This window comes from Streptomyces xanthii (genome assembly GCF_014621695.1).
Classification (GTDB): domain Bacteria; phylum Actinomycetota; class Actinomycetes; order Streptomycetales; family Streptomycetaceae; genus Streptomyces; species Streptomyces xanthii.
On sequence record NZ_CP061281.1, the window covers coordinates 4,280,397 to 4,292,630 of the forward strand.

Annotated in this window: 13 protein-coding genes; 6 read left to right on the top strand and 7 right to left on the bottom strand. The window is 73.0% G+C overall.

Annotation, left to right across the window (positions count from 1 at the left end; translation table 11 throughout):
• Nucleotide 1: 1 nt before the first annotated feature.
• Nucleotides 2-463 carry a GNAT family N-acetyltransferase gene (locus IAG42_RS19460; RefSeq protein WP_188338243.1) on the bottom strand — a complete coding sequence of 154 codons (462 nt, stop codon included), beginning with the start codon at nt 461-463 and terminating at the stop codon, nt 2-4.
• A gap of 158 nt (nt 464-621) precedes the next feature.
• Between IAG42_RS19460 and IAG42_RS19465 the strand changes: the two genes are divergently transcribed.
• Nucleotides 622-1,425: an MBL fold metallo-hydrolase gene (locus tag IAG42_RS19465; protein WP_188338244.1), complete on the top strand. Its 804-nt coding sequence runs from the start codon at nt 622-624 to the stop codon at nt 1,423-1,425.
• Here IAG42_RS19465 and IAG42_RS19470 read toward each other — a convergent pair.
• Together IAG42_RS19470 and IAG42_RS19475 are read right to left on the bottom strand one after the other, a co-directional pair.
• A complete protein-coding gene (locus IAG42_RS19470; protein WP_188338245.1) occupies nt 1,407-3,080 on the bottom strand; it encodes a bifunctional 3'-5' exonuclease/DNA polymerase in 1,674 nt (557 codons plus the stop codon). The two genes, IAG42_RS19465 and IAG42_RS19470, sit on opposite strands and share 19 nt — an antisense overlap.
• A gap of 60 nt (nt 3,081-3,140) precedes the next feature.
• Complete coding sequence (locus IAG42_RS19475) at nt 3,141-3,986, bottom strand: nitrilase-related carbon-nitrogen hydrolase (RefSeq protein WP_188338246.1); 846 nt, start codon at nt 3,984-3,986, stop codon at nt 3,141-3,143.
• Between the two features lie 107 nt (nt 3,987-4,093).
• Here IAG42_RS19475 and IAG42_RS19480 point away from each other — a divergent pair, with 107 nt between their 5' ends.
• Together IAG42_RS19480 and IAG42_RS19485 are read left to right on the top strand one after the other, a co-directional pair.
• Complete coding sequence (locus IAG42_RS19480) at nt 4,094-5,230, top strand: DUF2786 domain-containing protein (protein WP_188338247.1); 1,137 nt, start codon at nt 4,094-4,096, stop codon at nt 5,228-5,230.
• A gap of 18 nt (nt 5,231-5,248) precedes the next feature.
• Nucleotides 5,249-7,366 (top strand): FUSC family protein, encoded by a 2,118-nt coding sequence (locus IAG42_RS19485; protein WP_188338248.1) that lies wholly within the window; start codon nt 5,249-5,251, stop codon nt 7,364-7,366.
• Nucleotides 7,367-7,499: 133 nt separating this feature from the next.
• Here the strand turns inward: IAG42_RS19485 and IAG42_RS19490 are convergent, their stop codons facing one another.
• A complete protein-coding gene (locus tag IAG42_RS19490) occupies nt 7,500-7,988 on the bottom strand; it encodes a hypothetical protein (RefSeq protein WP_223206083.1) in 489 nt (162 codons plus the stop codon).
• A gap of 147 nt (nt 7,989-8,135) precedes the next feature.
• Here IAG42_RS19490 and rpmG point away from each other — a divergent pair, with 147 nt between their 5' ends.
• Entirely contained in the window at nt 8,136-8,300 is a 165-nt protein-coding gene (rpmG, locus tag IAG42_RS19495; protein ID WP_188338249.1) for a 50S ribosomal protein L33, read from the top strand.
• Nucleotides 8,301-8,305: 5 nt separating this feature from the next.
• On the top strand, nt 8,306-8,563 hold the full coding sequence (locus IAG42_RS19500; RefSeq protein ID WP_188338250.1) for a type B 50S ribosomal protein L31: 258 nt from the start codon (nt 8,306-8,308) through the stop codon (nt 8,561-8,563).
• 92 nt (nt 8,564-8,655) lie between these two features.
• Here the strand turns inward: IAG42_RS19500 and IAG42_RS19505 are convergent, their stop codons facing one another.
• Together IAG42_RS19505 and IAG42_RS19510 are read right to left on the bottom strand one after the other, a co-directional pair.
• Entirely contained in the window at nt 8,656-10,131 is a 1,476-nt protein-coding gene (locus IAG42_RS19505; protein ID WP_188338251.1) for an aldehyde dehydrogenase family protein, read from the bottom strand.
• 98 nt (nt 10,132-10,229) lie between these two features.
• Complete coding sequence (locus tag IAG42_RS19510; protein ID WP_188338252.1) at nt 10,230-11,126, bottom strand: helix-turn-helix domain-containing protein; 897 nt, start codon at nt 11,124-11,126, stop codon at nt 10,230-10,232.
• A gap of 268 nt (nt 11,127-11,394) precedes the next feature.
• Between IAG42_RS19510 and IAG42_RS19515 the strand changes: the two genes are divergently transcribed.
• The gene (locus tag IAG42_RS19515; protein WP_188338253.1) at nt 11,395-11,892 is read left to right on the top strand and encodes an ATP-binding protein; all 498 of its coding nucleotides are present in this window, start codon (nt 11,395-11,397) and stop codon (nt 11,890-11,892) included.
• Nucleotides 11,893-11,907: 15 nt separating this feature from the next.
• Here the strand turns inward: IAG42_RS19515 and IAG42_RS19520 are convergent, their stop codons facing one another.
• The gene (locus tag IAG42_RS19520; RefSeq protein ID WP_188338254.1) at nt 11,908-12,147 is read right to left on the bottom strand and encodes a DUF397 domain-containing protein; all 240 of its coding nucleotides are present in this window, start codon (nt 12,145-12,147) and stop codon (nt 11,908-11,910) included.
• Nucleotides 12,148-12,234 lie beyond the last annotated feature (87 nt).

Genomic DNA, 12,234 nt, shown 5'->3' on the forward strand with positions numbered 1-12,234 from the left:
GCTACAGGGTCAGCTTGAACCCGTCGTGGCTGCGCGCGAACCCGAGCCCCGCGTAGAACCGATGGGCGTCCGACCGCTGTTTGTTGCTGGTGAGCTGGACGAGGGCGCAGCCCCGCGCGCGGGCCCGGTCGATCGCACGGGACATCAGGGCCCGACCGAGCCCCGTCCCCCGCCGGTCGGCGCGCACCCGCACCGCCTCGATCAGCGCGCGCTCGGCGCCGCCCTTGCCGAGACCCGGGATGTACGTGGCCTGGAGGCAGCCCACGACCGTGCCGGCCGGCTCCACGAGCACCAGCATCTCGTTGCGCGGGTCCGCGTCGATCGCCGCGAAGGCCCGCTCGTAGGCCTCCGTCACGACCACGGCCGCCGGGTCCACGACCCGGTCCTCGTCGGCGAGCAGGGCCAGGACCGCGGGCAGATCGGCGCGGGTCGCGGGGCGGAGGTCGTGATCGTCGGGGCGCATGGGCCCGACCTTAACGGGAGGCGGGAGGCCGCCGCCGAACCGATGCTGCGGAGAGCGCCGCCGTGCCGATGCTGCGGAGGCCGCCGCCAAACCGAGGTCGCGGATGTCTCCGCCGAAACCGATACGGCGGAGCCCTCCGCCGAAACTAAGGTCGCGTCATGGCTGATCAGACGCTGCACCTCACGGTCCTGGGATCCGCGACGCCCTACCCGAGCGCGGACAACCCCTGCTCCGGCTATCTCGTGACCGGCGGCGGCGCCCGCATATGGGTCGACGCGGGCAGCGGCACGCTCGGCCCGCTCCAGCGCTGCACGCGCCTCGACGAACTCGACGCCATCTGGATCTCGCACCTGCACGCCGACCACAGCGCCGACCTGCTCACCGCCTACTACGGCGCGCTCTACGCCGACCTCACGCTCGCGGCGCCGATCCCGCTGTACGGCCCGCCCGGCATCGCCGACCGTCTCGCCGGCTTCCTGACGAACGGTGCGGCCCGCAGCCCGGTCGAATCCGCCTTCGCCGTCACGGAGTTGCACGACGGGCACCGGGTGGACGTCGGCCCGCTCCGCCTGACCAGCCGGGCCGTCGCCCACGGCATGCCCGCCTTCGGCCTGCGGATCGACGGCGCGGGCGGGTCCCTGGCGTACTCCGGGGACACGGCTCCGTGCGCGAGCCTCACCGAACTGGCCGCCGGATGCGATGTGTTGCTCTGCGAGGCCGACAGTGACCGGCACCCGGCGCGGGCGGCGGAGTCCGAACGCGTCCACCACACGCCCGAGGACGCGGGGGAGACGGCGACGAAGGCCGGTGCTCGGCGGCTGATCGTCACGCACGTCGGGCGCTCGCTCACCCCGCGCGCGGCTGTGGAGCGGGCGTCCGCACGCTTCGACGGCCCCGTCGAACACGCCTCACCCGGCGCCGAGTTCAGCATCAAGGGCGACGCTCACTTCGCGTCGGCGTAACACTCCACCCCCGCCACCGAGAACGGGAACCGCACCGGCGTCTCCCCGAAGGTCAGTCGCCCCGCCGTCGCCGCCGCCCGCTCGATCGCCTCCGTCACCTCGGGGACCTCGTGCTCGGGGCAGTGGACGATGACCTCGTCGTGCTGGAAGAAGACCAGTTCGGCGGCGAGCGGGGCCAGGGCGGAGCGGAGGGCGGCGAGCAGCAGGAGCGCCCAGTCGGCGGCGCTGCCCTGGACGACGAAGTTGCGGGTGAAGCGGCCCCGGGCGCGGGAGTTCGTCGAGGCGTAGCCGTACGGGGAGTCGGGGGCGGCCTCGTCCTGGGGGAGGCCCGCCTCCTCCGCGCCGGAGGCGCCCGCCGCCGGGGGACAGGTGCGGCCCAGCCAGGTGCGCACGAGCCGTCCTTCCTCGCCGGCCCGTGCCGCCTCGTCGACGTACGCGACCGCGCGCGGGAAGCGGCGGCGCAGCAGTGCCAGGTTCTTCAGGCCGTCGCCCGAGGTCTGCCCGTATATGGCGCCGAGGACGGCGAGTTTGGCCTGGTCGCGGTCGCCGGAGAAGGCCCGGTCCGAGACCGACTGGTACAGGTCGCCGGACTGGGCGGCGACCTCCATGAACGCCGGGTCGCGCGAGATCGCCGCGAGCACCCGGGGCTCCATCTGCGCCGCGTCGGCCACGACGAGCCGCCAGCCCGGGTCGGCGACGACGGCGCGGCGGATCACCTTGGGGATCTGCAGCGCCCCGCCCCCGTTCGTCGTCCAGCGGCCCGAGACCGTGCCGCCCGGGAGGTACTCGGGGCGGAAGCGTCCGTCCCGCACCCAGTCCTGGAGCCAGGACCAGCCGTGCGCCGTGTAGATGCGGTACAGCTTCTTGTAGGCGATCAGGGGCGCGACCGCCGGATGGTCGACGGACTCCAGCTCCCAGCGGCGCGTCGAGGTCACCTTGACGCCGGCCTGGGCGAACGCCTTCACGACGTCCGCCGGCAGCTCGGGCCGCACCCGTCTGCCGAACGCGGCGGACACCTCGTCGGCCAGCTCCGCGAGCCGCCGCGGCTCGCCGCCGCCCGCGTACCGCTCGCCGAGCAGCTCCGCGAGCACGGCCCGGTGCACATCGGCCCGCCACGGCAGGCCCGCCGCGCGCATCTCCGCCGCGACCAGCATCCCGGCCGACTCCGAGGCGGTGAGCAGCCGCATCCGCTCCGGCCGTTCGGCCGCCGCGTGTCTGCGCTGCTGCTCCGCGTACACCTCCAGCAGGTCCGGAAGCGGCACGTCGACGGGTGGGCGCGGCTCGAAGAGGGAGGACTGGGAGCCGGGGGCGGCCGTGCGCGGCGGCGGGTCCGCGGGGACCGGGGCCTTGCGCAGGCGGGCCAGGGCGGCGGCCGCCGAGCGGGGTTCGCCGTGCCGCCCCTCGTGGCCGAGCAGCAGGTTCTCCGCCGCCTCGATGTCGTAGCAGCGCTCGACGCGGACGCCCGCGGCGAGCAGCCTCGGGTACACGGTGTGGGTGTCGCGCCAGACCCAGCGGGTGACGCCGGGCCGGGAGCGGACCGCCTCGGCGAGGTCCGGCTCGCGCACGACGGGGCCCGCGGCCAGCCCGTCGTCGCCCAGCGGCGCGAGCTCCGCGCCGCCGGACTCGGTGGGGGCGAGCACCCAGCGTCCGGTCATGCAGCGAGTGTCACACCGGCCACTGACAATCCCCGGGCAGGCCGGGTCCGGGTGCCGGGTTCAGCTGTCGCCGCCCTCGTCGATCAGCCGTCTGACCTCCCGGTCGACGAGCCCGAGCCGCGCCTCCGCCACCAGGGGCACCGCCCGCCGCTGCCGCCGCGCCTCGTGCACCTCGACGTCGACGGTGACCAGGGCCCGCTCCCATTTCGGGGCCTGCGCGACGACGGTGCCGCGCGGGTCGACGACCCGGGAGCCGCCCCAGAACGACGCCCCGTTCTCGTTCCCGACCCGGTTCACGAAGACGACCCAGCACTGGAGCATCTTCGCCGTGTACGCGAGCAGCGTGTCCCAGTACAGGCCCGTGTCCATGGCCTCGGGGTCGAGCGTGGACGCGCTGTTCGCGGGCACGATCACGACCTCCGCCCCGTCCTGCACCGCGAGCCACGGCAGCACCGGCTGCCACGCGTCGTTGCAGACGAGGGTCGCCGCCCTGCCGCGCCCGCCGGGCAGGTCGTAGGCGCGCAGCTGCTGCCCGGGGCTGACGTGCTTGCGTTCCTCCCAGGCCAGGTAGTTCGGCAGGTACAGCTTGCGGTGGGAGTGCACGAGGGCGCCGCGCGAGTAGAGGGCGGAGGCGTTGTACGCGCGCAGGCCGGTGTGCTCGTGCAGGCCGACGAGCGCGTCGGCCCCGCCCCGCTCGGAGGTCAGCGCGAGCAGCCGTGGGTCGTCGACGGCGATGGAGGTGTCGGTGGCGAGCGCGCCCAGGTGGTAGCCGTGCAGGCTCAGCTCGGGGAAGACGACCAGGTCGGCGCCCTGGGCCGCGGCCTGCGCGAGCTGCTCGCGGGCGGTGGCGAGGTTCGCCTCGACGTCGCCGAGCACGCAGTCCGTCTGCGCCAGTGCCACTCTCATGTCCCGAGCGTCCCAGGCCCGCCCCCGCCCGGCATCCCGAGCGGACCCCGCCCCTGAGATCATCGAAGCCGGGGAGACGACCGGGCGACCGAGAGGAAGACAGGCAGATGAGCGAAGGCACCGTCGATCGCGCCTTCGCCGAGGCTCTGTACGGATCCGAGGGCGACCTGGACACGGCCGCCTCCCTCCTCGCTGCGGACCCGGCGTCCGACACCGAGCTCGCCCGGCGCGGCCGCGAGCTCGTGCGCCGCGCCTGGGAGCGCGGCTGGCAGCCCGCCGACCTGCACCGCATGGTCGTCCGCGACCTGGGTCCGGACACCGCGCACACCCGCCTCGCGGCCCGTCTGATCCGCGCGGAGACCGGCCGCTACGACGTCCTGCCGCCGCGCTGGACGGGTCAGCTCGACGCCCTGCCCGCCGGCGAGGCCCCCCGCACCGACCGCTTCTCGGCCGCGACGACCACCCTGGAGCTGTACCGGCTGCTGCTGCGGCTGCCCGCGATCGAGCCGGTCGGCCCGGTGCCGGGTGAGGCGCTGAGCGTGCCCGTGGCCGGTGAGCCGCGCACGTTGGCCCGCATCCGCGCGCTGCTCGCCAAGGCGGAGGCGACCGGCTACCCGCCGGAGGCCGAGGCGCTGTCCGCGAAGGCGCAGGAGCTGATGGCCCGGCACTCGGTGGACGAGGCGCTGCTCGCGTCCCGTACGCACGCGAAGGACACGCCCGCGGCCTGCCGGATCGGCGTCGACGCGCCCTACGAGACGGCGAAGGCGGTGCTGCTCGCGGCGGTGGCGGGGGCGAACCGCTGCCAGGCGGTGTGGAACAGCGCGTTCGGCTTCTCCACGGTCGTCGGCTTCGAACCGGACCTGGAGGCGGTGGAGCTGCTGTACACCTCGCTCCTGGTGCAGGCCACGACCGCGATGACGCGGGCCGAGGCGGAGCAGCGGGCGGGCGGCCGCAAGCGTACGAAGACGTTCCGGCAGTCGTTCCTGGCCGCGTACGCGCAGCGGATCGGCGACCGGCTCGCGGCGGTCGCGGACGAGGTCACGGAGGAGCGCGGCGAACTGCTGCCGGTGCTCGCCGCGCGGGACGTGGCGGTGACGGGCCGCACCGAGGAGATGTTCCCGGAGACGGTGACGACGCGGATGCGCGGCGTCTCGGACGAGGCGGGCTGGCACGAGGGCCGCTCCGCGGCGGACCGCACCCGGCTGTCCGGTACGTCACGGTCTGACGAGATTGATCCGGCTTAGTCCCCGTATTCTTGCCGAGTGAGCTGGTTCCGGGCGCTGAAGGACACCACGCGCTCGGGCCTGAGCGTCGAGCGCAAGCGGCTCGAACCGCTCATCGCGGTGCGCGGCGCCGCCGGACTCGCCCTCGTCATCGCGATGAGCCTGTGGCTGTTCGGACCCGAGGTGGCGGCCGGTTCGGCCTTCGGCGCGTTCCAGGCGGCCATCGCCACGTTCCAGCGCAGCTGGCGGCCGCGCCCCGAGCTGGCCTTCGCCTCCGGCGCCAGCCTCGGCGTCTCCACCTTCGTCGGCTACCTCACCGGCTCGCACCTGGCCCTGTTCCTGCCGCTGCTCGCGCTGTGGACCTTCCTCGCCGGACTGGCCTGGGCGGCGGGCCCGACCATCGGCCTGATCTCCTCGTCGAACGTCGCGATGATGCTCGTCACGATCACCCTGCCCACCTCCGTCGCGGGCGCCGCCGCACACGCCGCGATGATGATCGTCGGCGGCCTGGTCCAGGCGGCCCTGGTGATCCTCTTCCCCGTACGGCGCTGGGGCGCCCAGCGGGACGCGCTGGCCGACGCGCTCGCCGCCGAGGCCGACTACGCGCGCCGGCTGCGCCACGACCCGGTCGCCCCCTTCGACCCCGAGCCGCTCATGCTGGCCCGCAGCGCCGCCGCCCTCACCCCGCGCCAGGCCCGCACCCGGCCCGCCCAGCTGCGCGGCACGCGGGGGCTCGCCGAGCGGATCAGGCCCGTCCTCGCCTCGCTCGCCGACCCGGCCGTCGGGGTGCCCGAGGAGGGCCCGGAACGGGACCGGGTGCGGGAGCTGCTCGCCGGCTCCGCCTCGATCCTGGACGCCGCCGCCCGCGCCATCCGGCAGGGGCAGCCCGTGACGATCCCGGGCGGCGCGGTCGCCGCGTTCCGCAGCCCGGACACCGGATCGATCCTCACCGGCCCGGCCCAGCGCGCGGCGAAACGGCTCGGCTCGCTGCTGCGGGACGTCGTGGAGACGGCCGGCGGCACCCGGCCCGAGGACGACGACGTCCGCCGCCGCCCCGCGGACCCGGCCGCCTCCCTGCGCCGCCCGTCCCTCTTCCGGCTGCTGCCCGCCGCCGTGCGGGCGGTCCGCCGTGAGGCCCGGCCGGGCTCGCCGATCCTGCGGCACGCGACCCGGGTCACCGCGGTCGCCCTCGCCGGGTACCTCCTCGGCAACGCGCTGCCCTTCGGGCACGGCTACTGGGCGCCCATGTCCGCCGTCATGATCATGCGGCCGGACTTCTCGCAGACGTACTCGCGCGCGGTCGCCCGGTTCGCCGGCACGCTCGTCGGGGTCGCCGTCGCCACCGGCATCGTGCGGATCGCCCACCCGGGCACGTACACGGCGGCCGCGCTCGCCGTGGGGTGCGCGGGACTGATGTACCTGCTGATGCGCACGGGACAGCTCGCGGCGCAGGCCTGCATCGCGGCGTACGTCGTCTTCCTGCTCGGCATGGGCGGCGAGAGCTGGGACCAGACCGTCGTCGAACGGGTCGTGCTCACCCTGGTCGGCGGACTGCTCGCCATGCTGGCCTACGCGCTCTACCCGGCCTGGGAGACCCCGCGCCTGCGCACCCGGCTCGCCGACCGGCTCGTCGCCCTCGGCGAGTACGCGGCGGCCGTCGTCGGGCACTACGCCCGGCCCGAGGGCAAGGCCTGCCCGGACGTGCGGGAGGCGCTGCTCAAGGCGCGGGACGCGCACATCGCGTGGGAACAGGCGCTGGCCCGGGCCAAGACCGAGCCCGTCCGCAGCCGGGGCCTCACGCGGGCCGCGGCCGACGACGCGGCCGAGGCGCTGCACCATCTGGGGCGGGTGGCGATGCTGATGGAGGCGCATCTGCCGGAGCGCGGGGCGACGCCGGTGCCCGCCGCGTCCGTCCTCGCCGACGCGCTGATCAAGGCGACCCGGGACGGGGCCCGGGCGATCCGTGAGCGTCGGGTGCCGCGCTGGGGTCCCGTGCGGGAGGCGCTGGCCGCTTGGGACGGGGACGGGGTGCCGGATCGTGTGGTGCGGCGGGGGGCGGGGTTGTTGCTGGAGACGCTGGGCGATCTGTCCGATGCGCTGGACACGGAGGCTCCGCCGATGACCCTGAAAGGTGAGCGGGAGCGGACAGCGCCGTAGCTCCGCCGGTTCGTCGCCGGGTGCGGCCCGGTGGGGCTTCTCGCGCAGTTCCCCGCGCCCCTGAAATGCGGACCCTTCGGGTCGCATTTCCCTGATGAAGGCGAGCGGCGACGCCGCTCGCCTTCCGTACCGGTCAGCCCGTGGGGAGGCCCGACGGGAGGCCCGTCGGGAGCTTGCCGTCCTCGGACTTGGTGAAGGCGTCGGTCTTGCCGCCGTCCCAGCTGACCTGCATCGACTTGCCGTCGTTGGACTCGACCTTGCCGGTCGTCCGGTCCGTGCTGCCGTCCGCGCACTTGAGGACGAACGTCGGCGCGGCCCCGTCGGACACCGTGCCGGAGCACAGGTGCCCGTCACCCGTGCTGAGCGAGGCCTGCTTGCCGCCGACGACGAGCACGACGGGCTGCCCGCCGCTCGTGGCGCTCCAGATGCCCTCGGTGTCCTTCACGGAGCCCGCGGAGCCGGACGAGCCGCCGGTCGAACCGCCGTCGGCCGACGAGGACGAGCCGCTGTCGGAGCCCCGGTCCTTCTTGCCGCCGCCGCTGTCGCTGCTGCAGCCCGTCACGGCCAGCGCCGCCACGACGGCCGCGGCGCCCGCGACGATCCGTACGTTCCTGATACGCACAACTTCCCCCTGTTTCACGGCTGTCACAGCGGTCGCTCCCGTCGTGCGACCGCCGCAGCAAGTTACCAGCCGTCACGCCCCGCCATGGTGACGTACCTCTCCCGGCGTGCTATTGAAAACGGCAGTCATTTTCATATACTGGGGTCCATGGCACGCAACGAACTCCGACCGGTGATCAAGCTCAGGTCCACCGCCGGGACCGGCTACACCTACGTCTCCCGCAAGAACCGGCGGAACGACCCCGACCGCCTGACCCTGCGCAAGTTCGACCCCGTCGCGGGCCGGCACGTCGACTTCCGAGAGGAGCGCTGACTTTCATGAAGAACGGCATCCACCCCGAGTACGCCCCGGTCGTGTTCCGCGACCGCGCGGCGGGCAGCGCCTTCCTGACCCGCTCGACGATCACCGCCTCCGACAAGCTCGGGGACCGGACGATCGAGTGGTCGGACGGCAACACGTATCCCGTGTTCGACGTCGAGATCTCCGACGCGAGCCACCCCTTCTACACGGGCCAGCAGCGGGTCCTGGACACCGAGGGCCGCGTCGAGGCCTTCCGGCGCCGCTACGGCGGCTGACCTCGCGGCCGGCCCCGCGGCTGAATCCGGCGAAGACAGCAGGCCCGACCCCTTCCGGGGCCGGGCCTGCTGGTTCTCGTGCCGGGACGGCGTCAGAACGGGAACTGCGAGCGCCCGTGCTGGACCGAGATCCACTTCTGCGTGGTGAACGCCTCGACCGTCGCCTCGCCGTTCAGCCGGCCGATGCCCGAGCGCTTCTCGCCGCCGAAGGCGACCAGCGGCTCGTCGTGCACGGTGCCGTCGTTGACGTGGATCATGCCGGTGTCGATCTGCTGCGCGAAGGCCACGCCCCGCTCGACGTCGCCCGTGTGCACGGCGCCGCTCAGCCCGTACGGGGTGTCGTTCGCGATCCGCACCGCCTCCTCGTCGCCGTCGAAGGGGATGAGGAGCGCGACCGGGCCGAAGATCTCCTGGCGCAGGACGGGGGAGTCGGCGGGCAGGCCGGCCAGGACGACCGGCTCGACCAGGTTGCCGTCCACCGCTCCGCGCACGAGCGCCGTCGCGCCCTCCGCGACCGCCTGCTCGACGACCGCCGAAAGGGCGTCCGCCTGCGTGGAGTTGATGACCGGGCCGATCACGGTCGACGGGTCGCGCGGGTCGCCCGCCTTCAGCGTCCTCACCTTGGCGACGAACTTCTCCGTGAACTCCTTCTCGACCTTGCGGTCGACCAGGATGCGGTTCGCGGCCATGCAGACCTGGCCCTGGTGCACGTAGCGGCTGAAGACGGCCGCGTCGACCGCGTAGTCGACGTCGGCGTCGTCGAGGACCGTGAGCGCGCTGTTGCCGCCGAGCTCCAGGACCGCCTGCTTGAACTGGGAGGCGCACACCGTCGCCACGTGCTGGCCGACCTTGTCCGAGCCGGTGAAGGAGATGACCTTCGGCACGGGGTGGGTGAGCAGGGCGTCGCCGATCTCGGCGATGTCGGTGATGACGACGTTGAGCAGACCGGCGGGCAGGCCCGCGTCCTCGAAGATCTTCGCGACGAGCGAGCCGCCCACGATCGGGGTGTTCTGGTGCGGCTTCAGCACGACCCCGTTGCCGAGCGCCAGCGCGGGCGCGACCGACTTCAGGGAGAGCAGGAAGGGGAAGTTGAAGGGGGAGATGACGCCGACGACACCGACCGGCACCCGGTAGACCCGGTTCTCCTTGCCGTCCACGGGGGAGGGGATGACCCGGCCCTGCGGGCGCAGCGCCAGCTGGATCGCCTCGCGCAGGAACTCCTTGGCCAGGTGCAGCTCGAAACCGGCCTTGACGCGGGTGCCGCCGAGTTCGTCGATGATCGCCTCGGCTATCGCGTCCTCATGCTCCTCGACCAGGCGCAGCGCCCGCTCGAAGACCATCCGGCGCGCGTACGCGTTGGTCTTCGCCCACTCCTTCTGCGCCCGCTCGGCCGCCCGGTACGCCTCGTCGATCTCCTCGACGGATGCGACGGTGATCGACGCCAGCTTGTCCCCGTTGTACGGGTTGAAGTCGATGATGTCCCACGACCCGCGCCCCTCGCGCCACGTGCCGTCGATGTACTGCCGGTCCAGATCGGTGAAGTACGTGTGCGGGGACGGTGACGTCATGGCAAATCCCTTGCTGAAGCGCCGGACAGCTGATGGGACGTCATCGTACGTCCGGCACCGGTCAGTCATGGAAAGAGATCGGCCAACTCGCTTTGTATTCAGGCGAATTCGGTCAGCAACCGGCGCAGCAGTCCGATGCTCTCCGCCGGATCCGGGCACTGCTCGGCGAGGAGGGCCATCGCCTTCTCGTACTGGGTGACGTCCTCGCGCTTGTCCAAGTACAGGGCGCTGGTGAGCTGTTCGAGGAAGACGACGTCGGAGAGGTCCGACTCGGGGAAGGTGAGCAGGGTGAAGCTGCCGGACTCGCCCGCGTGCCAGCCGCGGTCGAACGGCATGATCTGGAGGGTGATCCGGGGCCGCTCGGCCAGCTCGATCAGGTGGCGCAGCTGCCCGCGCATCACCTCGGGTCCGCCGTGCACCCGGCGCAGCGCGGCCTCGTCGAGCACCACGTGCAGCTCCGGGGCCTGCTCGGCGACCAGCAGCTTCTGCCGTTCCAGCCGCAGCGCCACGCGCCGGTCGACGTCCTCGGGGGCGGCGCCGCGCATGCCCTGCTCGACGACCGCGTGGGCGTACGCCTCGGTCTGCAGCAGGCCGTGCACGAACTGGGCCTCGTAGCCGCGGATGTGCGAGGCGGCGGCCTCCAGGCCCACGTAGGTCTGGAACCAGCCGGGCAGCACGTCGGAGTAACTGTGCCACCAGCCCGTGGAGTTGGCCTCCTTGACGAGGGAGAGGAGGGCCTCGCGCTCGGCGCCGTCGGTGACCCCGTAGAGGGTCAGCAGGTCCTCCACGTCGCGCGCCTTGAAGCTCACGCGGCCCAGCTCCAGCCGGCTGATCTTCGACTCGGAGGCGCGGATCGAGTAGCCGGCGGCCTCGCGGGTGATGCCGTGCGACTCCCGCAGGCGCCGCAGCTGCGAGCCCAGCAGGATGCGCCGCACCACCGAGCCGCCCCCCGGCCCCAGCGCCTGGGGCGACGCCCAGGACTCCCCAGCGGTCACGTCGTCCAACCTCCCTGATCCATCAGGGCCCGAAGTCTGCCACTAAAACGCTCCGGCCCGTACTCGCGTGGTTACGGAAAGGGAGAAGAGGCGAAAGCGAGGCGTGAGAACTTGGAAGAAGTCGTGGGAAGAAATGAGCAAGAAGCGGTACGGGAACGGCCAATTCCGGCGCGTGCACGTGCATCTGCCCTTGCATCCGTTCTGCGCATTCGGAACCATGGTCGCCACCACCGCTCGCTACGTACTGCGAAAATGGGGAGTGCCTCGCATGGGGACGAACGGATCGACCATGCTCGAGCCTTTCGACGCGTTGAGGCAGAGTCTTCCCCCGCTCGACCCCTCCGCGGTGTCCAGCGCCGCATCCTGCGCCCTGCCCGCACGGTACGAAGCGGTGCGCAGCGCACGGGAGTTCAGCCGCAGAACGCTCGGCGACTGGGACGTGCCCGAGCGCTTCGACGACATCTGTCTGGTCGTCTCCGAACTCGTCACCAACGCGCTGCGGCACGCGCTGCCCGCGGACACGCCCTACGACCAGGACCCGCCGGTGCGGCTGCATCTGATGCGCTGGGCCTCGCGCGTGGTGTGCGCGGTGCGCGACCCCAGCAACGACAGCCCGGTGGCCCGCGAGGCCGACGTATGCGAGGACTTCTCGGCCGAGTCGGGGCGCGGCCTGTTCCTCGTGGACTCCTTCAGCGACAGCTGGGGCTGGCACCCGATGGCCGGCGCGCTGAGCGGCAAGGTCGTCTGGGCCCTGTTCCGGGTGTGAGCGCCCGACGGCCGCTCAGGCGACCGTCAGATGGTCGAACTCCCCGTCCTTCACGCCCAGGAGCATGGCCTCTATCTCCGCGGGGGTGTAGACGAGCGCGGGGCCTTCGGGGAAGTTGGAGTTGCGTACGGCGATCTTGCCGCCGGGCAGCTTCGCGAACTCCACGCAGGAGCCCTGCGAGTTGCTGTGCCTGCTCTTCTGCCAGACCACTCCGTGCAACTCCGTGGCCGCCATGCCGTTGTACACGTGGTGCACGGTTCGCTCCCCCGGTGGTTCTCGTGGCGCATGGGTGCATGGGACAACTGCCCCGGCTGATCAGGATCATAGCCCTCGGCCAAGATC

Coding starts and splice junctions, on each gene's coding strand:
- IAG42_RS19480 (WP_188338247.1), top strand. CDS start 4,094: ATGAGCGAAGGCACCGTCGATCGCGCCTTCGCCGAGGCTCTGTACGGA.
- IAG42_RS19475 (WP_188338246.1), bottom strand. CDS start 3,986: ATGAGAGTGGCACTGGCGCAGACGGACTGCGTGCTCGGCGACGTCGAG.
- IAG42_RS19465 (WP_188338244.1), top strand. CDS start 622: ATGGCTGATCAGACGCTGCACCTCACGGTCCTGGGATCCGCGACGCCC.
- IAG42_RS19515 (WP_188338253.1), top strand. CDS start 11,395: ATGGGGACGAACGGATCGACCATGCTCGAGCCTTTCGACGCGTTGAGG.
- rpmG (WP_188338249.1), top strand. CDS start 8,136: ATGGCACGCAACGAACTCCGACCGGTGATCAAGCTCAGGTCCACCGCC.
- IAG42_RS19500 (WP_188338250.1), top strand. CDS start 8,306: ATGAAGAACGGCATCCACCCCGAGTACGCCCCGGTCGTGTTCCGCGAC.
- IAG42_RS19505 (WP_188338251.1), bottom strand. CDS start 10,131: ATGACGTCACCGTCCCCGCACACGTACTTCACCGATCTGGACCGGCAG.
- IAG42_RS19460 (WP_188338243.1), bottom strand. CDS start 463: ATGCGCCCCGACGATCACGACCTCCGCCCCGCGACCCGCGCCGATCTG.
- IAG42_RS19470 (WP_188338245.1), bottom strand. CDS start 3,080: ATGACCGGACGCTGGGTGCTCGCCCCCACCGAGTCCGGCGGCGCGGAG.